The following is a 21,060-nucleotide window of genomic DNA, read 5'->3' as shown; positions in this document are numbered from 1 at the left end:
GAGCTCGTGACGAGTGGGGGAGTTTTCTTGATGCATCACGGTTCCGCCGTGCCACGCCGCGCCGCGTTCCGCCGCGGCGCCGCGGCCCTGACCTTCGTGGCGCTGACCGCGGGCACCGCCCTGACGGGCGCGAGCGCCGCGACGGCCGCCGGCAGCGTGGTGCTCGCCGGGAAGGCCTGCACGCCGACGGAGGGCTTCTCCGGCTGCCAGCTGTTCGACCCGGCGACGGCGAAGCAGGAGTTCACGGTGCCGTCCGGAGTGACGGGCCTGGACGTCCGGGCCTGGGGAGAGGGCGGCGCCGGCAACTCCATGACGAGCGGCGGCGCGGGCGGTTTCGTCGCCGGCACCGTGAAGGTCAGCCCGGGCGAGACGCTGAGCGTGGCCGTCGCCGGGCCGAACGCCGGTGACGCCCTCGGCGGCAAGGGCGGCAACGACGCCGAGCGCGGCGGCAGCAGCAGCGCGATCCGCACGAGCGGCGGCGCGGCGCTGATCGTCGCGGGCGGTGGCGGCGGGGGCGGTGGCGGCGGGGGCGGCGACATGGCCCACGGCCGGGCGGGCGCCGCCGGTGGCGAGTCGGGTCAGGACGCCTCCGAGACGGGCCGCGGCGGCAAGGGCGCCACCGGAGCGAAGGGCGGCGCGGGGACCGGAAACGGCGCCGCGGGCGCCGACCACGCCAAGGGCGGGGCCGGAGGCGCCGGCGGCGCGGGCCGCCACGGCGGTGGCGGCGGCGGCGCCGGTTACGCGGGCGGGGGCGGCGGCACGGGCGCCGAGACCGGCTCGACCACCGGCAACGACCCCACCACCGGCAGCGGTGGCGGCGGTTCCAGCTTCGCCGAGCCGGCCCGGGTGGACGACGTCCGGCTGGTCGTCGGCAACGGCACCACGCCGCCGGAGAAGACCGACCCCTTCTGGGCCTCCTCCGGCAACCCGATCGACTCCGGGGTGGCCGGGGGCGGCGTCAACGCGCCCGGCGGCCCGGGCCGGATCGTCCTGCAGTGGCGGCAGTCCCCGGCGGTCGACCGGCTGGTCCAGGTCTCCGGCACCGACGTGACGACCCAGCCGGGCGGCGGCTTCAAGCCACTGGCCGTGGCGGCCCGGGACAAGGACGGCAAGCCGGTCGCGGACGCCTCGGTGACATTCACGATCGACGACCCGGACGGTGTGAAGCCGGTCTTCGACCTCACCGACGGCCCCGACGACGTCAAGGCCGTCGTCGCGACCGACGCCAAGGGCCGTGCGCAGAGCCCCTTCATCAACCTGAGCGGCCGGGGGGAGGGCCGGTTCACCGTCCGGGCGAAGACCCTCGGCGCGGAGACGGTCTTCACCGTGCAGGTCAAGGAGTCGCCGTACACCGTGAGCATCGCCGGCGGCGACGGGCAGAAGGCCGAGCAGGGGCAGGACTTCGCCGACGCGCTGGTGGCCAGGGTGGTCAAGGCGGGCGCGACGGCACCGGCCGGGACCGAGGTGGAGTTCCGCGTCGAGGACACCGGCGAGGACGCGCCCCGCTTCGAGGGCGAGGACCGGGTCGTCCGCGTGAAGACCGACGCCTCGGGCCGGGCGAAGGCCCCGGCCCTGACCGCCGGTGAGGGCACGGGCACCTACACCGTGGCCGCGTCCGTCGGTGACGCCATGACCCAGTTCGCGGTCGAGGTCGTCCCCGGTGACGGCGGCACCGAGGAGCCCGGTCCCGGCGACGAGTCCGGCTCCCCGTCCCCGAGCCCCACGGCCGACCCGAGCCCCTCCGCCGAGCCGAGCCCGACGGCCGGTGACGCCACCTCCGGCACGACCGGCGGCGGCACCTCGACCACGGGCGGTACGTCGACGGACCTCGGCGGCGGCAGCCTCGCCTCCACCGGCGCGGGGGGCACCGGCGTCCTCCTCGCGGTGGCCGCGGCCCTGGCGGCGGTGGGCTTCGCGGCCTTCCGTCTCGCGCCGCGCCTGAGGCCGCGCTCCCGCGACGACGCCTGACGTCCGGCACACCGCGACGGCCCGTACCCGGTTTCCGGGTGCGGGCCGTCTGCCGTCGCGCTTTGCGGAACCTTTGCCCGGGGGCCGGGCGTTGGTGGGGTGTGCGCGCGTGAGCGGGCAGGTGTGGCCGACTAGTACCGAGGTGGCGTCAATGGCAGTGTGGGACCGGCTCAAGGACCAGGCCAAGGCTCTCCAGCAGGGGCAGGGCGGGCGGAGCGCGACGACCGGCGGGCACGGTGGCGCGACCAGGTCCGGCGGCAGCAAGGCCCAGCTGGTCGGTCTGCTGAAGACGCAGCTCGGCTCGCTGAAGAACGAGTTGAAGAGCGGTGCGTACCGGGACGCGAGCATGGCGATGTGTGCCCTGGTCGCGGCGGCCGACGGGCACGTGGACCCGGCCGAGCGCCAGCAGGTCGAGTCGATGATCCTCGGCAACGACGTGCTGCAGAACTTCCCGCCGGAGCAGCTGCGCACGCGTTTCCACAAGCATGTGGACCAGCTGACCGCCAACTTCCAGCTCGGCAAGGCGGAGGCCATGCAGGAGATCACCAAGGCCGCCAAGAAGCCCACCGAGGCCAGGGCCGTGATCCAGACGGGCATGGTCATCGCCGGTGCCGACGGCCACTTCTCCCAGGCCGAGGCCACGGTCCTGCGTGAGGCCTGCGCGGCACTGGGAGTGCCCCCGGCCGAGTTCCAGCTCTGACCGCCGAGCCGGACCGGGCTCCTGTCCGCAGCGACGAGAGCCCGGCCCCGGCGCGCCCCGTGACAGGAGCCCCGCCATGACCGCCGACCGGGAAGCCCGCTCCCGCCGTGCCCTCCTGGCCGCCTCGGTCCTGCTCCCGCTCACCGCCTGCGGCACCGGCGACCACCCCGCCGACCGCGCGCGGCGGCACACCCCGGCACCCTCCGGCGCATCACCGGTCCGCCACCTCCGGCTGGACGACCTGGAGCGCGCGTACGGCGCCCGCGTCGGCGTCCACGCCCTCGCCACCGGCACCGGTGCCACCGTCGTCCACCGCGCCGGGGAGCGCTTCGCGTTCTGCTCGACGTTCAAGGCACTCGCGGCGGCGGCGGTCCTGCACCACCGCTCCCCGGGCGGCCTGGACCGCCGCGTCACCTACACCGAGGCCGACCTGCGCTCCACCGCCCCGGTCACGGGCCGGCACCTTGCGACCGGGATGACCCTCCGCGAGCTCTGTGACGCCGCGGTCCGCCACAGCGACGGCACGGCGGGCAACCTCCTGATGCGCGACATCGGCGGCCCCGCCGGGCTCACCGCCTATCTGCGCCGGCTCGGCGACACCACGAGCCGCATGGACCACTACGAGCCCGACCTGCACGACGTGCCGCCGGGCGACCCCGCCGACACCACGACCCCGCAGGCGATCGCCGGCGACTTCCGGACGCTCCTCCTGGGCACCGCCCTGCCCGCCCGGGAACGCCGGCTCCTGATGGACTGGCTCTCGCGCAACGCCACCGACGTCGGCGCCCGCCGTATCCGGGCCGGGCTCCCCGAGGGCTGGAAGGTGGCCGACAAGACCGGGACGGGCCACTACGGCCGGGCCAACGACATCGCGATCGTCCACCCGCCCCGGACCGAGCCGCTGGTCCTGGCCGTCATGACCGACCGGCCCGGCCGCGGCACCGAGCCGTCGGACGCCCTGATCGCCGAGACGACCCGGCGGACCGTCGCCGCCCTGAGGCTCCCGGGCCTCCCGTCGGCGTCTATAACGGGGCCATGATCTATCACGTCGTTCCGCTCACCGTCTGGAGCACCGCCCCGGGCCCGGCGTACGCCCCGGCCTCCCTCGCCGAGGAGGGCTTCGTGCACTGCTCCCCGGACGAGGCGACCACCCTGGCCGTCGTCGACGCCTTCTACCGGGACGCTCCCCGGCCCCTGCTCGTGCTCGCCCTCGACGAGGCACGGCTCACCGCCAGGGTGGAGTGGGAGGCGGCGGCCCCCGCCCCGCCGCCCGGCGTCAGCGGGGACACCCTGTTCCCGCACGTGTTCGGCCCCCTCGACCGGGACGCCGTCGACCAGGTCCTGGAGGTGCGGTTCGACGCGGACGGCCGGCCGGCGGAGCTGCGTCCGGCAGGGTGACGGGGCCGGAGCGGGCGTCCGGCAGGATGACGGGGTGATCGAACAGAAGTCCCACCCCACTGGCCCCGTCCCCGCCCCGCGTCCCGTCCGGGCGGTGGCCCGGTGCGCCGTCGTGGCCCTCGCCCTGGCCGCGCTGTCCTGGGTGGTCCGGGCGGTCTGGCACCTCCGGCTCGCCACGGCCGGGATGCCGGCGTCCGGCCTGCCCGACCAGGGCGGCGGCGAGCACCGCCCGTTGAACGCCCTGGAGGACTCCTACCACCTGGTCGACTCCGTGGGCGGTGCCGTCACGGCCGTCTGCGCCATCGCGTTCCTGTTCTGGCTTGACCGCATGCGGGACAACGCCAGGGCCCTGTCGGGCGCGGAGCCGCGCTACGCCTACGTCTGGCTCTGGCTGGGCTGGGTCGTGCCCGTGGTGAACCTGTGGATACCCCGGGGGCTCGTCGCGGACGTGCACCGCTCGGTCTTCCCCGAGCGGCCGCTGCCCGCCGTCGTGAACTGGTGGTGGGGCCTGTGGCTGGCCGGTCTGGCCGGCGGCGTGGGGCTGATCTACGCCGACGACACCGACGAGGTCATCGCCCGCGCCTACGACGGAGTGCTGCCCCTGCTCGCCGCCGACCTGGTGGTCGTGGCCGCGGCCGGGGCCGCGGCCCTCATGATCCACACGCTCACGACGGCCCAGCAGCGGCGCCTGGACGAGCTCACCGAGGCCGCCCGGGCCGCCCAGGCCGCTTAGGCCGCTCAGGCCGCTCGCGGCCGTCGGTCCGGCCTCGGCGAGGCCGGTAGACCGACACCACGAACGAGGCGGTCACCCGCACCGGTGCCGCCCACTGCGCGACCCGGCCGCGCAGCGCGGCGGGATCGACGTGGCGGGCCGCCGGGCTCATGGTCACCAGACCGGTGACCTCCCCGGCCGTGAGACTCATCGCGTACTCCAGCGTCTCGGCGCGCTCGTGCCGGAAATGCTCGGCCAGGGTCCGGCGAAGGCGCTCCTCCTTCCCGGGGTCCACGGCCAGCAGCCCCGTGGAGGCGCGCAGTTCGCGCAGATGCCGGGCCGTGGGGGTGACGACCAGCAGGGCGCCGGAGGGGGCGAGGACCCGGTGGAACTCGGGTCCGTTGCGGGGGGCGAAGACGTTCAGGACGAGGTCGGCGCAGCCGGTGCGGACCGGCCACGGCTGCCAGACGTCCCAGCCGGCGGCCTCCGCACGGGCGTGGGCGCGGGCCGCCGCGCGCAGGGCGGGGACGGAGCTGTCCAGTCCCAGGCCGAGGGCCCGGGGGAGGGCGTCCAGGACGGCCGCGAGGTAGTGGCCGGTGCCCGCCCCGGCGTCCAGGACGGTGGCGTCGGGCGGGGCCAGTTCGGTGGCGAGCCCCGCCAGGGTGCGGGCCAGCGGGTCGTAGTGCCCGGCGCCGAGGAACGCGGCGCGGCTGCGGACCATCTCGGCGGAGTCGGCGCTCGGGGCGCGCCGGTGGCCGGTCAGCAGGCTGACGTAGCCGTGGCGGGCGATGTCGAAGGTGTGGCGGCCGGCGCAGCGCAGGGCTCCGCCGGTGCGGTGGAGGCCGGCCGGGCACAGCGGGCAGGTCAGGACGGACAGAAGTCGGTCGGACGGCATGGGTGCTCCTCGGAACGCGGCGCACACCGGGAAGCGGGCACACCGCGCGCGTGGCGGACGGTGAGACGTCAGCGCCGCGCAGCCGGCCGCCGTGCACCGGCGGCCGGGGTGCGGGGACGCCGAGGAGGGCGACGTGACGCAGTCACGTCGCCCTCCTCACCGCGGCGTCAGAGGAAGCAGTGCGGCAGGGCGTTGCATGCCAGGGCCATACGGCAAGGCTAGCCGCCGCCGTGGACGGCCTGAACGCCCCCGGGTCTGGCGGGCCGTGCCACCTGCCGCCCCTCTCCTTAACTTCGGGAGTTATCGTCCGCCGGTGAGCGAACTGTCGGCTGTGTACCTTCCGGACCCGACCCTCGGGCGACTGCTGGGGTCGTGGCGGCCGGACGTCCCGGCGCTGCTGCTCGTCGCCGTGCTGGGTGGGCTCTACGCCTGGGGGGTGGTCCGGGTGCGCGGCAGGGGCGGCTCGTGGCCGCCGGCGCGTCTCGCCGCGTTCGTCCTGCTCGGGCTCGGGACGATCGTCGTGGCCACGATGTCCGGCCTCGCCGTCTACGACCGTGAGTTGTTCTGGCCGGCGGCCGTGCAGAACGTGGGGCTCGATCTGCTCGCGCCGCTGGGCCTCGCCCTCGGCGACCCGCTGCGGCTGGCGGTGCGGGCGCTGCCGGAGCGCGGCGCGGACCGGGTGCGGCGGGCGCTGACCGGCCGGCTGCTCAGGGTGCTGACGTTCCCGCTCGTCAGCACGGTCCTGGTGCTGGCCACCGAACTGACCGTCTACTTCACGCCGTACTTCGCCACCGCGCTGCGGGTCGGCTGGCTGCACGAGCTGATGTATCTCCACCTGCTGGCGGCCGGCTGCCTGTTCGTCCTTCCCGTGCTCACCGGTGAGGAGGCCCTGCCCGCCTGGTGCACCCACCCCGTGCGGGCGGCCCTGGTCTTCCTGGACGGGGTCGTCGACGCGCTCCCGGGACTGGTGGTCATGACGCACGGCACCCTGATCGCCGGCGCCTGGTACCTGCACCACGCCCCGCCCGGGTCCGATGTCCGGCACGACCAGCAGCTGGGCGGCGGAGCCATGCTGGGCATCGCCGAACTGGTCGCCCTTCCCTTCCTGCTGGCGGTCCTGGCGCAGTGGGTGCGGGCCGAGCGCGCCCAGACGGCCGTGCTGGACCGGCGTCTCGACGGCGAACTCGTGCCCACGGCCACCGCGGAGGGACCCGCCGAACTGGTCCGGCCCTGGTGGGAGACCGAAGCGGGCGAGGTGGCGGAGCGGATGCGGCGGCAGGGGCCGGGGGACTGACCCGGGCCGGTGCCGGTGCCGGTCAGCGGCTGTCCGGCACCGCCTCCCGGTCCGTGCCCGGGCGGGCCGCCGACGGGACGGGGCGTATCGAGGTGGGGGTGGCCGACGGGGCGCGGGACGGCTCCGTCGGGCCGGTCGCCTCCTCGGGCGCGGGGGTGCCGGGCCTGCTCGTGCGGGGGGCGGCGGTGCCCGGGGACGAGGGCCGCGAGTCGGAAGCGGACGGGGACGGCACGGAGGTGGGGGGCGCCGAGTCGGTGGCCGGCGCCGGCCTCGTGGTGGGCGGGGCCATCGGGATCGTCGGGGTCGGGGGGTGCTCGGCCGCGGTGTGGCGCAGAGGGAGCGCGATGAGGGCCGCCGCGACGCAGCACAGGCCCGCCCCGGCCGCACCACGCAGCAGGCGGCGACGGTTCGCACGACGGCGGATCGCCTCGTACTGGCCGGCGGGAGCACCCAGGTAGTCGGGGGAGGAGGGGCGAAGGATCACGGCGAGCGGGTCGTCGGGGGCGTACTCCGGCTCACCGGGGTCGCCGTCAAGACGTGTGGTCAAGGCTTCTCCTCAGGTGGACGCGGAGCAGTTCCCGGGCCGCGTGCAGATCGGCCTTGACGGTGCCTTCCTTGCGCCCGGTCAGTGCGGACACCTCCCGGATCGGCATGTCAGCGTAGTAGTGGAGGAGGATCGGGACGCGCAGTCGTTCCGGCAGCGACTGCACGAGCAGCCGCACAGACGGGTCGGCCTGCTCGTCGGGAGGGCGTACGGCAACCTCCGAGGTGACGCGGTGCAGGGCCCGGCGCTCGCGCTCCAGTTTGCGCCAGTGGTCGCGCACGAGATTGGCCGCGGTGACGTAGAGGAACCCGCGCGGCTCCTCCACGGACGTCCAGCGGGCCCAGAGCCGGGTGAACGCCTCCGAAGCGATCTCGTGGGCCGTCCCGTCGTCGTCGACGAGCCGGCGGCACCAGCCGGCCAGGCGCGGGTAGAGGGCGGCGAACAGCTCGGACGCTGCCTTCTCACGGGACCGTTTCAACGCTCTCCAGGGGTGGGGGAGTTCGCGCCGCTCAGCGCCGCGAACACGATCACGTTGTCCGCGTAGCCGTCTCCGGTCCGCGCCCCGCCGCACGTGATCAGCCGCAGCTCGGGGCGGCCCACGTTCCCGTAGACGTCGTCCGCCGGGAAGTCGGTTTTCGGGACGGTCCGTACGGCCGTGACGGCGAACTCAGCCGTCGTGCCGTTCTCCAGGCGCGCCTCGATCCGGTCGCCGCGGTGCAGCCGGGCGAGGTGACGGAAGACGCCGTCACCGTACGGACCGACCGTGACATGGCCGAGGAGCACCGACGGGCCGGTCTCGCCGGGGGTCGGCGAGTGCCGGTACCAGCCCGCCCGGTCGTGATCCGTGACCGGCGGCACCTGCACCGTGCCGTCGGCCGCCAGACCCAGCCGGACCACCGGGGTGTCGACGCCGATGACCGGGATCAGGAGCCGGACCGGGACCGAACGAGCCAGGGGGCGTGCGCCGTCGACCGGCACCGGCCCGGCAGTGGTCCTCGGCCGATGCGCGGTGGCGTCGGGGCCGGTGGTGGTGTGACCGGTGGTTCCGTGACCCCCGCACGCCGTCAGCAGGGACGCCGGCACCCCGGCCGTGAAGGCGCGCCTGGAGAGGCTCACGCCCCGGTCGCCCGGCGGCGCACGACGAAGACGGTGCCACCGCCCAGGGCGAGCACCGCGGCGGCGCCCGCGCCGATCGCCGTGCCGCTTGAGCCCGAGTCCCGGGACGCCGTCACACCGGTGTCGGGCGCGCCGCTCGGCCGGAGGGAGACCTGGTCCTCGGCGGGCGCCCGGGTCGGCTCGTCCTCGGCCGGCGGGCGGGCCGGTTCGGGCGCCCGGGTCGGCTCGGCGCTCTCCTCGGGCATGGCGGTGGGCGAGGCGGCCGACGGGACCGGGCTAGGGGTCGTCGGCCCGTCCGCGAAAGCGGACCCCGTGCCCAGCAGTACGGCGGTGCCCGCCAGGGCCAGGGTGCTCAGGACAGTTCGGCGCATGGAATCGCACTCCTTCGTCGTCCGCCCGACGGTCGGCGGGCTGGTGACAGATCGTGCGGAGAGACGAGGCGGGGACCCGGCGGGTTGTAAAGGGATGGCAAAGTCGCCGCACGGGTGCCGGAAGACGGTCGCCGTGTACGTGCCGCCGCCGAGGAAGGACAGCGGCAGCGCGAGGGTCCTCGACGACTTGTTCGTCATCGCGCCCGGGTATCAGGGGGAGCCGGAGCGCCGGGCGACGGCCACGTACGCGCCGATCGCGCCGGCCAGGGTGCGGCTCTCGTCCCGGGTGACCCGGACGGCGTCGAACCAAGGCAGGCCGGGCCGGTTCGCCCGGTTGCTGTCCTTGGACGGGGGTGGGCGGTGCGGTCGTCCGGAATGAGCGTCCGGGGACGGGCGCGCCCTGCGGACGACACGGCGGACGCCCGAGGTTCGGTGCCGGTGCTACGTCGTCCGGAACCGGTCCGTCGCCGCCAGGACAGCCGTCGTCGTGGACGTTCCCGACAGGCCGTGCCCCTCGTCGTCGATCAGGACGAGCTCCGCGTCCGGCCACACCCGGGTCAGGTGCCAGGCGATGTCCGGAGGACTGCTGATGTCCATCCGGCCGTGGATCATCACACCGGGGATGCCGGCCAGCTTTCCGGCGTCGCGCAGGAGCGCCCCGTCCTCCAGGAAGGCGGCGTGCCGCCAGTAGTGCGTGACGAGCCGGGCGAAGCGCATCCGGAAGAGCGGGTCCTCGAATCGCGGGTCGGGCCGGTGGCCCGGCAGGGTGGAGACGTGCGTGTCCTCCCACCGGCACCACTCCCGCGCCGCCCGCTCCCGGACGGCCGGGTCGGGGTCGGCCAGCAGACGCGGTTGCCGTCGCCGACGTCGAGCATGCCGTGCCCGTACGGCTCGATGGCGGGGTACAGCTCGGCCATGCGAGAGGCCCCTCTCTCGGGTCGTACGGGCTCACGCGGCTGAATGCCCGCCCCGGGCAGGCTACTTGAGCCGCGGCGCGACTACCTGGCCTTGGTCCAGCCCTCCGGTGTCACCCGGTAGTGGTCCCCGTCGTCGGCGTCCATGCGGGAGCTGGCGTGCACATGCACGTGGTCCTCTTCGAGGTGGTAGCGGAAGCCGCCCATCATGCCGACCACGGTGAACACGACCCGCACGTCGAGCCCTTCCGTGAGGGGGGCCAGCGGCGGCAGCAGGTGTTCGATCTCCTCGAAGCACCGGCCGGTCGTCTCCCGCATCAGGGCGTGGACGCGCTGCTCCAGCGCGTCCGCCGGGTCGGGCAGGGGCCGTACGGTCACCGGTTCGAGGAGGTCGAGCAGGTGCGTGTGGCCCCGTTCGCGGGCGATGTCGACGGGGCGGCGGCCGTCCCGGGTGCGCTGGGTGCGCCAGGCGCCGTGTGCGATCAGCCGGGACACGACCGCGAAGTCCGCGCCGTGCCAGGCCGCCTGGTGCAGCGGGGAGAAGCCGCTGCGGTTGCCGGGCCGGGGCACGTTGACCCACTCCGGCCGCTCTCCCAGCGTCTCGAAGAGACGGTTCCAGTCGGCGTCGCGTGCCATGTCCGCGAACCGGTCACGCTCGTCCCGGTACCAGTCGTTGAAGCACGCGCGGTCGGTGAGCCCGTCCCATTGCAGCAGCCTGATCACGCCGTCACGCTAACCGACCCGGAACGGGCCGGAGTACCCACCTTTTTGTGGGGACTTGGCAGTGCGCCGGTGCCGGGCGAACCTGGTGTCGGGCGGCCGGTGCGGCGCAGGATGCGGAAGAGGCAAAGGAGGCAGTCGCGTCAGGAGGCCGGCCGGGTGGCCTCGGCCAGCTTCTCCAGGCGACGGTGGCCCCAGTCGGACAACGGCTCCAGCACCTCGGTGAGTTCACGGCCGAACGCGGTCAGGGAGTAGACCGTCTTCGGCGGCAGCACGTCGTGCGCCTCGCGGTGCACGAGCCCGTCCGCGGCCATCTCCCGCAAGGCCTCGGTCAGCACCTTCTCGGAGAGGCCCGGCAGCCGCCGGCGCAGCTCCGCCGGGCGGTGCGGGCCCGACTCCAGCAGCCAGAGCAGGGCCGTCTTCCACTTGCCGTCGATCACGGCGATCGCGGCGGTCACCCCGCAGACGTCCGGATCCTGACGCCGACGCGTCATACCCGCCCCCTTTCGTCACTCATTGCCTTGTCCATCCATCTTGTCCCTCACAGGAGTTGATGATGTCTTCGTACAGCGCTTCCCCGGTCCCGGCGCATTCCGGCCGACCGTCCCCCGCTCAGCCGGCCGCCACGGTCACCGTCCTCGGTCTGGGCCCGATGGGCCGGGCCCTGGCCGGCGCGCTCGTCGACGCGGGCCTGCGCACCACCGTGTGGAACCGCACCCCTGGCCGGGACGGTGCGCTCCTCGACCGTGGTGCGGTGGGCGCGGCGTCGGCGGCCGAAGCGGTGGCGGCGAGTGAGGTGACCGTCGTCTGCGTGGTGAACTACGACGCCGCCGACGCGGTGCTGCGCCAGGACGAGGTCGCGTCCGCCCTCAAGGGCCGTACGGTCGTGAACCTGACCGCCGACACCCCCGCCCGGGCCCGTGACGCCGCGGCCTGGGCCGCCGCCCACGGTGTCCGTTACCTGGACGGCGCGATCATGACCCCGACCACCACCATCGGTACGCCCGAGGCGGTCTTCCTGTACAGCGGGCCCGAGGACTTGTACGGCGAACTGTCCCGGGTCCGGGCGGCGTTGGGCGGCACCCACACCCGTCTCGGCGAGGATCCGGGCCGGGCCGCGGCCTATGACATCGCCCTGCTCGACATCTTCTGGACCGCGATGGCGGGCTACGCGCACGCCCTGGCGGTGGCCCGGGCCGAGGGCATCACGGCGACCGAACTGGCGCCCTTCGCCCAGGGCATCGGCGCGATCCTCCCGCCGGTGTTCGCGGGAACCGCCGCGGACGCCGACGCGGGCACCTACTCCGGCGAGGGCAACCCGCTCGTCTCGGCCGCTTCGTCGATGTCCCACATCGTCCACGTCTCCGAGTCGCACGGCATCGACGCCGGCGTCATGCGCGCGGCGGAGGGCATGGCCCGGCGCGCCATCGGACGGGGGCACGGGCAGGACGGTTTCATCCGCGTGGCGGAGTTCCTCGGGCGACGGTGACGTCCGTCCGTTCGCCGGTCCGTGAGTGCCGCGCTGAGGTGGAGGCCCTGGAGGTCTTTAAGGTCCTGAAGACCCCGGGGTGGCGGTGGCGGCTACGCGCCGCTGCCGGGCAGGCCGAAAGCCGAGCGGCACCGCGTGAGCAGTTCCCGTACCGCGGGACTGCGCCCGCCCCGCCAGACCAGGGCGAGCAGGGCGGGTGTCTCGACGTCGTCGATGACGCGGACGACGACCCCGCCGTCCCGGCCCGCGGCCATCGACTCGCTGAGGACGGCGACGCCTAGCCCGCGGGCCGCGAGGTCCACCACGGCGTCCCCGGCGCCGGCCTCCAGCGCGATCCCGGGCCGCAGGTCCCGCGCGGCGCAGGCGCGGTCGAAGACGGTCCGCAGGCCGGTGCCCGCAGGCATGCACACGAGGGGATGGGCGACGACGTCCCGCAGCACGACCCGCCGCCGCGACGCCAGCGGGTGCCCGTCCGGAACCACCACGACGAGCCGCTCACTGATGATCGTCAGCGCCTCCAGCCCCTCGGGAGCCTCACCCGTCCCGACGAGGGCCACGTCGACCGTGCCGAGACGCACCGCCTCGACGAGCCGGTCGGAGCGGTCCTCCAGCAGGGAGATCTCCACCCCGGGATGGGCCCGGTGGAAGGCGGCGAGGGCGTCGAACAGAGGCGTGAGGGTGCAGCCGACGACCATCCCGACCACGAGCCGGCCGCGGATCAGCCCGGTGACCTCACCCACCGCCTGCCCGACGGCCCCGGCCGCGGCGAGTGCCGCACGGGCGTGGTCGAGTGCCGCCCTGCCCGCGGGGGTGAGGGTCGCGGTGCGCCCCGACCGGTCGAAGAGCTCGGCCCCGAGTTCCCGCTCCAACTGGCGGATCTGGGCGCTGACTCCGGACTGGCTGATGTGCACCCGCTCGGCGGCCCGCGTGAAGTTCCGCTCCTCGGCGACGGCGACGAAGTACTCCAGCTGCCTCAGTTCCATGACTGGGAATTCTAGTGGTGATCGGATCCATCTGTTGGACTTCTGATCGCTCGGTGGCGAGGCTGGAGACACCGAGGCATTCCGCGTCAGGAGTCAGGAGGACCCCGTGCCGCAGTACGAGAAGGCCATGCGCCCCGAGGACATCACCCGTCTGTTCGTCGAGCGCTCCAACGCCGGCGACGCGGCCGGTGTCGCCGCGCTCTACGAGGAGGACGCGGTCCTCGCCTACCCGCCCGGCCGGCGCACGGTGGGCCGGGAAGCGATCCGCGCCCTGTGGGAGAAGGTCCTGGCCGACCGCCCCCGCTTTGAACCGGAACAGCCCCTGCCGACCCTGGTCCACGGTGACATCGCCCTCACCTCGACCCCGCCGAAGGACGGCACGGGAGCCCGGGCCCAGGTGGTCCGCAGGCAGGCGGACGGCAGCTGGCTGCGGATCCTGGACCAGCCGGAGTTCCTGCCGCCCGCGTCGGCCTGAGGCGACCTCGGCGGTGGAGCGCAGAGGGCGGGGACCCACCCGGACCGTCCCTGACGCGCCTCCGCCGGCAGGTCGGCCACAATGTCCGATCGGCGGGCTACCGCCGAGCGAGCGTCACCGCGCCCTGGGCCCCGTACTGGCCCGCCGCACCAGCCGCGTGGGCACCAGCGTCGTCCCGTGCTCCGCTCCGTCCTCGCGCATCTTGCTCAGCACCCCCTCCACGCACAGCCGTCCCACCTGCGCGAAGTCCTGGTGGATCGTCGTGAGGGGCGGGAGGAAGGACGCGGACTCGGGGAGGTCGTCGAAGCCGACGACGCTGACGTCGCCGGGCACGCGGCGGCCCCGTTCGTGCAGGGCGCGCAGCAGGCCCAGGGCCATCTGGTCGTTGGCCGTGAACACCGCCGTGCAGTCCGGCTCGTCGGCGAGGAGGAGACCCGCCCGGTAGCCGGACTCGGCCGACCAGTCGCCGCGCACCAGGGGCGGCGGCGTCCGGCCCGCCTCGGTGAGCGTGGTGCGCCAGGCGTTGGCCCGGCGCTGCGCGGCGAAGGAGCCTTCCGGGCCGGCCAGGTGCCACACCGTGTCGTGGCCGAGGTCGAGGAGATGCCGTACGGCGTCACGGGCACCGCCCGCCTGGTCGGTGTCGACGACGGTGTAGCGGTCACCGGCGTCGGAGTCGGCCACCACGACCTGCACACCGGGCGGCAGGGAGACCGTCACCGCGTCGAGCAGGTGGATCTCCATGATGACGATGACGGCGTCCACGGCGAGCTCCCCCAGCCGGGAGAAGGCACCGTTGACCTCGTCCTGCGTGGGGACGGCGACCGGCAGCAGGGTGACGGCGTAGCCGTGCTCGGCGGCCGAGGTGGCGATGGCCTCCAGGGTGCGGATGTTGCCCATGGTGGACAGCGAGAAGGTGATCACGCCGAGGGTGCGGAACTCGCCCCGGCGCAGCGCCCGGGCCGCGCTGTTGGGCCGGTAGCCCAGCTCCCGCATGGCGGCCAGGACCTGCGCGCGGGTGTCCTCGGTGACGCCCGGGAAGCCGTTCGAGACGCGGGAGACCGTCTGGGAGGAGACACCGGCGAGCCGGGCCACGTCGGCCATGGACGCGCCCTGGCGGGGCCGGGCCGGACGCCTTCTGGTCCGGCTCGTGCCCGCTGGGCCACTCGTGCCCGCCGGGCCGCTCTCGCCCTCCACCGTCCCCACCCGCCCCTCGCTTCGCCCGCCGCCACCGGCGCAACTTTCGGTCCGGAACGACTCCTTGACCCCTGAGATGGGGACAGTGTAGACATCCCGCCAGCGGATGTTTACGCAAACATTGCCGAGTCGAAACCGTACGAGAAGGTATCGAACCCGCACCGATCGCACCGCGCAGGCCCCGATCTCCGCGTCCGCCGCGATGTGCGGCACGCAGAAGAGCTGGAGTACTCGAGATGGCACACCGCACCCGCAAGAGAAGGCTCCTCGGGGCCATCGGCGTCACCGCCGTGGCGACCGGAACCATGCTGGCCACGACGACCCTGTCGGCCGCCCACGCCGACTCCGCGGCCACCGGCGTCACCGTCCGGCCCGACCCTTCCTACGCGGGGGAGAAGTTCGAGGGCTGGGGCACCAGCCTGGTGTGGTTCGCGAACGCCACCGGCGACTACCCGCCCGCGATCCGCGAGAAGCTCTACAAGCTCCTCTTCGGCGACGACGGCCTCAACCTGAACATCGCCCGTTACAACATCGGCGGCGGCAACGCCCCCGACGTCAAGGACTACCTGCGGGCCGGCGGCGCGGTCGAGGGCTGGTGGAAGGCCCCGGCGGGCACCACCCGCGAGGACGTCGACTGGTGGGACGCGGACGACCCCGCCGACTGGAACAAGAACGCGGACAAGACGCAGCGCTGGTGGGTCGACCGCATCAAGAAGGACATCACCCACTGGGAGACCTTCAGCAACTCCCCGCCCTGGTTCATGACCGAGAGCGGCTACGTCTCCGGGAACTTCGACGCGGGCAAGGACCAGCTCAAGCCGGAGTCCGTGGAGGACTTCGCCAAGTACCTGGTGGGCGCGACCGAGCGTCTGGAGAAGGCGCACGGCATCGAGGTCGACACCCTCGACCCGTTCAACGAGCCGAACACGAACTACTGGGGCACCAAGCTCGGCCCGGACGGCGAGCCGGTCGGCGGACGCCAGGAGGGCGCCCACATCGGCCCCGAGCTCCAGCAGAAGGTGATCCGCGCGCTGGCCCCGGTGCTGAAGAAGTCCCGGTCGGACGCGGAGATATCCGCGATGGACGAGACGAACCCGGGCACCTTCGCGACGAACTGGAACTCCTACCCCCAGGAGGTCCGCGACCTCGTCGGCCAGATGAACGTCCACACCTACGGCACCGGCCAGCGCACCACCGTCCGCGACCTGGCCAAGGCCGCCGACAAGCCGCTGTGGATGAGCGAGGTCGAGGGCGACTGGGGCGACGGGCAGAGCTTCACGGACATGCGGCCGGGCCTCGGTCTCGCCCAGCGCATGGTCGACGACCTTCGGGAACTGGAGCCCAAGGCCTGGGTGTTCTGGCAGCCCGTCGAGGACTACGACAACATGAAGCCGGGCGGCGAGTCCGCCAAGGGCGGCAACTGGGGCGAGATCCAGCTCCCGTTCAGCTGCACCAAGAAGGACACCCTGGAGTCCTGCCCGGTCCACACCAACACCAAGTTCGACACGGCCCGCAACTTCACGCACTACATCAAGCCCGGCGACCGGCTGATCAAGACGAACGACACGTCCAGCACCGCGGCGGTCTCCCGCAAGGGCGACGCGGCGACCGTCGTCCACGTCAACAGCGCCACCGAGGCGCGCGAGGTCACGCTCGACCTGTCGAAGTTCGGCCGGGTCTCCTCCCGCGCCACGGTCACCCCGGTGGTGACCAGCGCCGACGGCAAGCTGGAGAAGCAGAAGCCCGTCCGTGTGTCCGGCAAGCAGGCCACCCTCACGGTGCCCGCCCAGTCGGTGACGTCCTTCCTCGTCAAGGGCGTCTCCGGGGTCGCGAAGGACGCGGCAGAACTGCGCAAGGGCCACACCTACCGTCTGACGGGCGTCCAGAGCGGCAAGGACCTCACCATCGCCGGCAACGGCACGGGCCTGGTCATCAGGACCCCGAACGAGTCGGACCAGAGCGGCCGGCAGTGGCGGGTGGAGCAGGTCCGCGGCGACGGCAACCGCAAGCGCTACGTCCTCACCGAGACCGGTACGGACAAGCGCCTGGCGATCCGTGACGGCGCCCTGGTCGCCGAACCCGACGAGGGCCGCCGCGACGACGCCGCGCAGTGGATCGCGTCCTCGACCGGCGACGGCTCCTGGACGCTCGTGAACGTGGCGACCGGCCAACTCCCGGACGTCGGGGGCCAGTCCACGAGCGACGGCGCGTCCGTGGGCGTCTGGCAGCCGAACTCCGGCTCCAACCAGCGCTGGAAGCTGACCGAGGTCACGGGCGGCTGACCTCCCGCCCGGCCCCGTCCCCGATGCCCCCGCCTCCGCGCCCGTCACCGGCCGCGGAGCCGGGGGCGTCGCGCGCCGGCTCACCGCCGACGGCGGCCTGCCCCCCGTCCCGGTTCGGCGGGGTCCGGGCCTCGTGACGGTCGGGTTGGGTGCCTTGCCGTCCACAGCGAGGGGCGGTCCGCTGTGGACAGCGAGCGCCCGTCGGCTGTGGTCGGTGCCCCTGACCACGGGCGGGGGTCGCGTCGAGGCAGGGGCTTCGGCCGTCGGGGCTTCCGTGCTGCGGGCGGCGCCTCACCTCTGGGGCGTGTCCGGCCCGCCCGGAACACCGGCGGGCCGGTCAGCGGCGGCGGCCCCGGGGCGGCCTGTTCCTCCGTCCGCCCGGGGCGGAACCCGTGCGCGCGGGGGGCTTCTCGGCGGGCGGCGGGGTGAGGACGACGGGCACGCCCGACGGCTCCTGCGCCCCGGTGATGCGGCTCAGCTCGGCCTCGCCCGAGCGGACCCGGGTGACCTGCGGGGTGATCCCGGCGTCGGCCATCAGCCGGGTCATCTCGCGGCGCTGGTGGGGCAGGACCAGCGTGACGACGGTGCCGGACTCGCCGGCCCGGGCGGTACGGCCGCCGCGGTGCAGGTAGTCCTTGTGGTCGCCGGGCGGGTCCACGTTGACGACGAGGTCGAGGTTGTCGACGTGGATGCCGCGGGCGGCGACGTTGGTCGCCACCAGGACCGTGACCTGGCCGTCCTTGAAGCGGGCCAGGGTCTTGGTCCGCTGCGACTGGGACTTGCCGCCGTGCAGGGCCATGGCGCGCACGCCGACGGCGAGCAGCTTCTTGGCCAGCCGGTCGGCGGCGTGCTTGGTGTCCAGGAACATGATCACGCGCCCGTCGCGGGCGGCGATACGGGTCGTGGTGGCGTGCTTGTCGTCGTCCTCGACGTGCAGCAGGTGGTGGTCCATGGTGGTGACCGCGCCCGCTGAGGGGTCCACGGAGTGCACCACCGGGTCGTGCAGGTAGGTGCGGACCAGCCGGTCGACGTTGCGGTCCAGGGTGGCGGAGAACAGCATCCGCTGGCCACCGGGTCGCACCTGGTCGAGCAGGGCGGTGACCTGGGGCATGAAGCCCATGTCGGTCATCTGGTCGGCCTCGTCGAGGACGGTGATGTCGACGTGGTCCAGCCGGCAGTCGCCCCGGTCTATGAGGTCCTTGAGCCGTCCGGGCGTCGCGACGACGACCTCGGCACCGCTACGCAGCGCGTTCGCCTGCCGTCCGATCGGCAGGCCGCCGACCACCGTGGTGAGCCGCAGCCGCAGCGCGCGGGCGAAGGGGGCGAGGGCGTCGGTGACCTGCTGGGCGAGCTCGCGCGTGGGCACGAGGACGAGGCCCAGGGGCTGCCGGGCCTCCGCGCGCCGTCCGTCGACGCGGGCCAGCAGCGCGAGGCCGAAGGCGAGCGTCTTGCCCGAGCCGGTGCGGCCACGGCCGAGCACGTCCCGCCCGGCCAGGGAGTTCGGCAGGGTCGCGGCCTGGATCGGGAAGGGCGCGGTCAGGCACTCGGCGGTCAGCGCGGTCAGCAGCCGCTCGGGCAGGTCGAGCTCGGCGAACGCCTCGACGGCGGGCAGCGCCGGGGTGACGGTGGCGGGCGGGGCGAACTCCCGGCTGGGGGCGGGGCGGCGGCCGCCGTGGCCACCGCCCGCGGTACGGGAGGCGGCGCCTGCGCCACCCGGCTTACGGGAGCGGGACCCGTTGCCGCGGGAGTGGGGAGAGCCGTTGTTCCTGCGAGCCGTGCGGTCCATGGGGGAACCTTCCTCGATGCGGCACGCGTCGAGGAATGCGCGACGGCCTCGAAGAGCCGCGGATTCGCAAGAGTTGAGCCGGAGATGAACACAAAACGAGCCGAGGCCCGCACCGCGAGGGTGCGGGCCCCGGTCAGGGCATGCGCGTACGCGTCAGGCGGGAACGATGTTCTCGGCCTGCGGGCCCTTCTGGCCCTGCGTGACGTCGAAGGTGACCTTCTGGCCTTCCTGGAGCTCACGGAAGCCGGAGGTGGCGATGTTCGAGTAGTGGGCGAACACGTCCGGGCCGCCACCCTCCTGCTCGATGAAGCCGAAGCCCTTTTCCGAGTTGAACCACTTCACGGTGCCGGTAGCCATATGAATCTCCCTTGAGGGCAGTACTCAGGGCCCGCACCTTGCGGACCCGTAGTCGCCGAAATGATCACCCTAAGGAGATCCGAGAATCCTCGGAAACAAAAAAAGTGCTCGTCGACAAAAGGTCGAAAGAGCACTCGAAGTCTCTGGGAACCAAAACTGCAACGCCAGCCAAGGTAGCACAGGCCGCGCCGGAAGGCTCGGAATATCGTCCCCGAGGTGGACCCGGCCTGCCGTTCGCACTGGTTGTCGAGTACCGGCGCTGGTAAGCCGCCCTGGTCAGGGCATCCGTCCTGGCCGCCGAGGGGGGCCGGGCGACGCGGCCGAGATCATCGGTGTCGCGATCGCGGCCGCCCGTCGTGCTCAGCGGCCGCACGCCGTGCTCAGCGGGCGGGCCCGGTGGGGCGGCCGGATCGCGGAGAACGCCGGGGCCGACGCCGGCACCCGCTGGGCGCGGGTCGTGCCGCGCCGCCCCGTACCCGTCCTGCTCCTCGGCGTCGCCGGCCTCGTCGCCCTCGCCCTGCCGGCCGCCGACCTCCAGCCGGGCAGGCCCGGGGACGAGGCCGAACCGAGGGCGCCCGGGACCGCGCTCAGCTGGTCGTCATCGCGTACCGGACGGGGCTGGTGCGGGCGCCACCGCCGCGGTGAGCTTCCCCTCCGGCCGCTCCTGGGGCATGCCGAACGCCGCCACCATGATCTTCTCGGCGGTCCTGTTCATGTCCTGGCCCTTGGCGTCGGTGGAGTTGACGCTGTAGACGAGGGTGCGCGAGCCGTCGCGGGTGGAGGCGATGGCGGCGTTGTACCCCCAGCGCCCGCCGGTCTTGCCCCAGACCTCGCGTCCGCCCAGCACCTTCATGGACAGGCCGGCCGAGTAGGCGGCCGGTTCGCCGGTCCTGAAGTCGGTCACCTTCGGCAGCGTGAACATCTCCTCCAGCAGCGGCCCGCGCACGATCCGCCCCCGGAACAGGGCGCGGGTGAAGGTCTCCAGGTCCGCGGTGGTGGAGATGAGGTCCCCGGCCGCCCATCCGTCCGTCGTGCCCCACACGGAGACGTCCCGGAGGCCGGTCGTCCCGTCGTCGAGCCGCATGATCTGGTAGCCGTGGTTGTGCCGCCCGGTGATGCGCGGATCCGTCCCCGGCAGGGAGGTGTCCCGCAGCCCCAGGGGCCCGAGCACCCGGCGGGCGACCTGGTGCTCGTAGGAGTCGTGGGTGACGCGCTCGATGAGCAGGCCCGTGATCGTGTACCCGATGTTGAGGTAGTGCTGCCGCTCGCCCGGCGCGAACTCGGGCTTCTTCGCCGTCGCGGAACGGACCATGGCCCTCGGGTCGTGGACACGGAAGCGGTTCGCGTACCACTCCTCGACGGTGCTGCCGGGGAAGTCCGGGGCGGGGATGCCGTGCGTGTGGTCGAGGAGCTGCCGGACGGTGACGCCCGCGTACGAGGCCGGGATCAGGTCCGGCAGGTAGGAGCGGGCGCTGCGGTCCAGGTCCAGCCGTCCTTCCTCGGCCAGTTGCAGGGCGACCGCGGCGGTGAAGACCTTGGTCACGGACCCGGCGCGGAAGCGGCCGGCAGGATCGGCGGGCCGCCCGGTGCGCAGGTCGTGCACGCCCGAACTGCCGTGCCACACCCCCTCCTTGCCCCCGACGCGGACGAGGGCGGCGGTGGCGTCGGCGGTGGGGAGACCGGCGAGGGCGGCTTCGAGGGCGGCGTCGCTGGACTGCGTGGCCGTCGACGCGGCCGGGGCGGAGGCGGCTGCCGGGAGCACGGACGGGCCCGCGGCGATGCCGGCGACGAGCACGGCGGCGGTGAGCAGGCTGGTACGGGTCTTCATGGTGAACTCCGTTGAGAGGGGCCGACGTTGTGCG

At 73.9% G+C, this 21,060-nt stretch carries 22 protein-coding genes; 9 read left to right on the top strand and 13 right to left on the bottom strand.

Translation table 11 applies throughout. The features are described from left to right. The first annotated feature begins 48 nt into the window (after positions 1–48). The 5 genes from AC0665_RS15025 (at position 49) to AC0665_RS15005 (ending at position 4,799) form a co-directional block, all read left to right on the top strand. A complete protein-coding gene (locus AC0665_RS15025) occupies positions 49–1,968 on the top strand; it encodes a hypothetical protein (protein ID WP_478705133.1) in 1,920 nt (639 codons plus the stop codon). A 151-nt stretch (positions 1,969–2,119) separates the two neighbouring features. Continuing rightward, the gene (locus AC0665_RS15020) at positions 2,120–2,668 is read left to right on the top strand and encodes a tellurite resistance TerB family protein (protein ID WP_468408245.1); all 549 of its coding nucleotides are present in this window, start codon (positions 2,120–2,122) and stop codon (positions 2,666–2,668) included. A 76-nt stretch (positions 2,669–2,744) separates the two neighbouring features. Continuing rightward, positions 2,745–3,707, top strand: a complete 963-nt coding sequence (gene bla / locus AC0665_RS15015) for a class A beta-lactamase (RefSeq protein WP_478705132.1) — start codon at positions 2,745–2,747, stop codon at positions 3,705–3,707. Then, positions 3,704–4,066, top strand: a complete 363-nt coding sequence (locus AC0665_RS15010) for a DUF952 domain-containing protein (RefSeq protein ID WP_468408249.1) — start codon at positions 3,704–3,706, stop codon at positions 4,064–4,066. Before bla ends, AC0665_RS15010 begins: the two co-directional genes overlap by 4 nt. 34 nt (positions 4,067–4,100) lie before the next feature. Next, positions 4,101–4,799 carry a DUF4328 domain-containing protein gene (locus AC0665_RS15005; protein WP_478705131.1) on the top strand — a complete coding sequence of 233 codons (699 nt, stop codon included), beginning with the start codon at positions 4,101–4,103 and terminating at the stop codon, positions 4,797–4,799. On the opposite strand, the gene AC0665_RS15000 is transcribed toward AC0665_RS15005, so the two are convergent. Continuing rightward, positions 4,765–5,673, bottom strand: a complete 909-nt coding sequence (locus AC0665_RS15000; protein ID WP_478705130.1) for a putative RNA methyltransferase — start codon at positions 5,671–5,673, stop codon at positions 4,765–4,767. The two genes, AC0665_RS15005 and AC0665_RS15000, sit on opposite strands and share 35 nt — an antisense overlap. Positions 5,674–5,986: 313 nt before the next feature. Here AC0665_RS15000 and AC0665_RS14995 point away from each other — a divergent pair, with 313 nt between their 5' ends. Beyond that, a complete protein-coding gene (locus AC0665_RS14995) occupies positions 5,987–6,967 on the top strand; it encodes a cytochrome c oxidase assembly protein (RefSeq protein WP_478603205.1) in 981 nt (326 codons plus the stop codon). 22 nt (positions 6,968–6,989) lie between these two features. On the opposite strand, the gene AC0665_RS14990 is transcribed toward AC0665_RS14995, so the two are convergent. The 7 genes from AC0665_RS14990 to AC0665_RS14960 all read right to left on the bottom strand — a co-directional run bounded on the left by AC0665_RS14990 (position 6,990) and on the right by AC0665_RS14960 (position 11,126). Next, positions 6,990–7,514, bottom strand: coding sequence for a hypothetical protein (locus AC0665_RS14990; RefSeq protein ID WP_478508356.1), 525 nt, complete (start codon positions 7,512–7,514; stop codon positions 6,990–6,992). Then, positions 7,498–7,989 (bottom strand): RNA polymerase sigma factor, encoded by a 492-nt coding sequence (locus AC0665_RS14985; protein WP_478603207.1) that lies wholly within the window; start codon positions 7,987–7,989, stop codon positions 7,498–7,500. The genes AC0665_RS14990 and AC0665_RS14985 overlap by 17 nt, the downstream gene beginning before the upstream one ends. Further along, positions 7,986–8,627, bottom strand: coding sequence for a class F sortase (locus AC0665_RS14980; RefSeq protein WP_468408257.1), 642 nt, complete (start codon positions 8,625–8,627; stop codon positions 7,986–7,988). Before AC0665_RS14980 ends, AC0665_RS14985 begins: the two co-directional genes overlap by 4 nt. After that, positions 8,624–8,998 carry a sortase-dependent protein gene (locus AC0665_RS14975; protein WP_468408259.1) on the bottom strand — a complete coding sequence of 125 codons (375 nt, stop codon included), beginning with the start codon at positions 8,996–8,998 and terminating at the stop codon, positions 8,624–8,626. The genes AC0665_RS14980 and AC0665_RS14975 overlap by 4 nt, the downstream gene beginning before the upstream one ends. 441 nt (positions 8,999–9,439) lie before the next feature. Continuing rightward, complete coding sequence (locus tag AC0665_RS14970) at positions 9,440–9,715, bottom strand: hypothetical protein (RefSeq protein WP_478705129.1); 276 nt, start codon at positions 9,713–9,715, stop codon at positions 9,440–9,442. A gap of 281 nt (positions 9,716–9,996) precedes the next feature. Next, positions 9,997–10,635, bottom strand: coding sequence for an ankyrin repeat domain-containing protein (locus AC0665_RS14965; protein WP_468408263.1), 639 nt, complete (start codon positions 10,633–10,635; stop codon positions 9,997–9,999). Between the two features lie 140 nt (positions 10,636–10,775). Next, positions 10,776–11,126: a winged helix-turn-helix transcriptional regulator gene (locus AC0665_RS14960; RefSeq protein WP_468408265.1), complete on the bottom strand. Its 351-nt coding sequence runs from the start codon at positions 11,124–11,126 to the stop codon at positions 10,776–10,778. A gap of 62 nt (positions 11,127–11,188) precedes the next feature. On the opposite strand from AC0665_RS14960, the gene AC0665_RS14955 reads away from it, so the two are divergent. After that, a complete protein-coding gene (locus AC0665_RS14955; protein ID WP_478705128.1) occupies positions 11,189–12,121 on the top strand; it encodes an NAD(P)-dependent oxidoreductase in 933 nt (310 codons plus the stop codon). A gap of 92 nt (positions 12,122–12,213) precedes the next feature. Here the strand turns inward: AC0665_RS14955 and AC0665_RS14950 are convergent, their stop codons facing one another. After that, the gene (locus AC0665_RS14950) at positions 12,214–13,104 is read right to left on the bottom strand and encodes a LysR family transcriptional regulator (protein ID WP_468408269.1); all 891 of its coding nucleotides are present in this window, start codon (positions 13,102–13,104) and stop codon (positions 12,214–12,216) included. A gap of 106 nt (positions 13,105–13,210) precedes the next feature. Here AC0665_RS14950 and AC0665_RS14945 point away from each other — a divergent pair, with 106 nt between their 5' ends. Continuing rightward, a complete protein-coding gene (locus tag AC0665_RS14945) occupies positions 13,211–13,579 on the top strand; it encodes a YybH family protein (RefSeq protein WP_478603218.1) in 369 nt (122 codons plus the stop codon). A gap of 114 nt (positions 13,580–13,693) precedes the next feature. Here AC0665_RS14945 and AC0665_RS14940 read toward each other — a convergent pair whose 3' ends face one another. Continuing rightward, positions 13,694–14,680 carry a LacI family DNA-binding transcriptional regulator gene (locus AC0665_RS14940; protein ID WP_468408273.1) on the bottom strand — a complete coding sequence of 329 codons (987 nt, stop codon included), beginning with the start codon at positions 14,678–14,680 and terminating at the stop codon, positions 13,694–13,696. 329 nt (positions 14,681–15,009) lie between these two features. Here AC0665_RS14940 and AC0665_RS14935 point away from each other — a divergent pair, with 329 nt between their 5' ends. Further along, the gene (locus tag AC0665_RS14935) at positions 15,010–17,055 is read left to right on the top strand and encodes an RICIN domain-containing protein (protein WP_478603222.1); all 2,046 of its coding nucleotides are present in this window, start codon (positions 15,010–15,012) and stop codon (positions 17,053–17,055) included. Positions 17,056–17,392: 337 nt separating this feature from the next. On the opposite strand, the gene AC0665_RS14930 is transcribed toward AC0665_RS14935, so the two are convergent. The 3 genes from AC0665_RS14930 to AC0665_RS14920 form a co-directional block, all read right to left on the bottom strand. Next, positions 17,393–18,841 carry a DEAD/DEAH box helicase gene (locus tag AC0665_RS14930; protein ID WP_478705127.1) on the bottom strand — a complete coding sequence of 483 codons (1,449 nt, stop codon included), beginning with the start codon at positions 18,839–18,841 and terminating at the stop codon, positions 17,393–17,395. Positions 18,842–18,994: 153 nt separating this feature from the next. After that, positions 18,995–19,198: a cold-shock protein gene (locus AC0665_RS14925; protein WP_003991681.1), complete on the bottom strand. Its 204-nt coding sequence runs from the start codon at positions 19,196–19,198 to the stop codon at positions 18,995–18,997. A gap of 598 nt (positions 19,199–19,796) precedes the next feature. Next, positions 19,797–21,026: a serine hydrolase domain-containing protein gene (locus AC0665_RS14920; protein WP_478705126.1), complete on the bottom strand. Its 1,230-nt coding sequence runs from the start codon at positions 21,024–21,026 to the stop codon at positions 19,797–19,799. Positions 21,027–21,060: the final 34 nt, after the last annotated feature.

The sequence above is a fragment of the Streptomyces sp. NPDC043685 genome (assembly GCF_056436585.1).
Note: the sequence above shows the minus strand (reverse complement) of the source record. Positions and strands in the feature narration are given on the sequence as shown.

Coding starts and splice junctions, on each gene's coding strand:
- AC0665_RS15020 (WP_468408245.1), top strand. CDS start 2,120: ATGGCAGTGTGGGACCGGCTCAAGGACCAGGCCAAGGCTCTCCAGCAG.
- bla (WP_478705132.1), top strand. CDS start 2,745: ATGACCGCCGACCGGGAAGCCCGCTCCCGCCGTGCCCTCCTGGCCGCC.
- AC0665_RS15010 (WP_468408249.1), top strand. CDS start 3,704: ATGATCTATCACGTCGTTCCGCTCACCGTCTGGAGCACCGCCCCGGGC.
- AC0665_RS15000 (WP_478705130.1), bottom strand. CDS start 5,673: ATGCCGTCCGACCGACTTCTGTCCGTCCTGACCTGCCCGCTGTGCCCG.
- AC0665_RS14975 (WP_468408259.1), bottom strand. CDS start 8,998: ATGCGCCGAACTGTCCTGAGCACCCTGGCCCTGGCGGGCACCGCCGTA.
- AC0665_RS14970 (WP_478705129.1), bottom strand. CDS start 9,715: ATGCGCTTCGCCCGGCTCGTCACGCACTACTGGCGGCACGCCGCCTTC.
- AC0665_RS14960 (WP_468408265.1), bottom strand. CDS start 11,126: ATGACGCGTCGGCGTCAGGATCCGGACGTCTGCGGGGTGACCGCCGCG.
- AC0665_RS14955 (WP_478705128.1), top strand. CDS start 11,189: ATGTCTTCGTACAGCGCTTCCCCGGTCCCGGCGCATTCCGGCCGACCG.
- AC0665_RS14950 (WP_468408269.1), bottom strand. CDS start 13,104: ATGGAACTGAGGCAGCTGGAGTACTTCGTCGCCGTCGCCGAGGAGCGG.
- AC0665_RS14940 (WP_468408273.1), bottom strand. CDS start 14,680: ATGGCCGACGTGGCCCGGCTCGCCGGTGTCTCCTCCCAGACGGTCTCC.
- AC0665_RS14935 (WP_478603222.1), top strand. CDS start 15,010: ATGGCACACCGCACCCGCAAGAGAAGGCTCCTCGGGGCCATCGGCGTC.
- AC0665_RS14930 (WP_478705127.1), bottom strand. CDS start 18,841: ATGGACCGCACGGCTCGCAGGAACAACGGCTCTCCCCACTCCCGCGGC.
- AC0665_RS14925 (WP_003991681.1), bottom strand. CDS start 19,198: ATGGCTACCGGCACCGTGAAGTGGTTCAACTCGGAAAAGGGCTTCGGC.
- AC0665_RS14920 (WP_478705126.1), bottom strand. CDS start 21,026: ATGAAGACCCGTACCAGCCTGCTCACCGCCGCCGTGCTCGTCGCCGGC.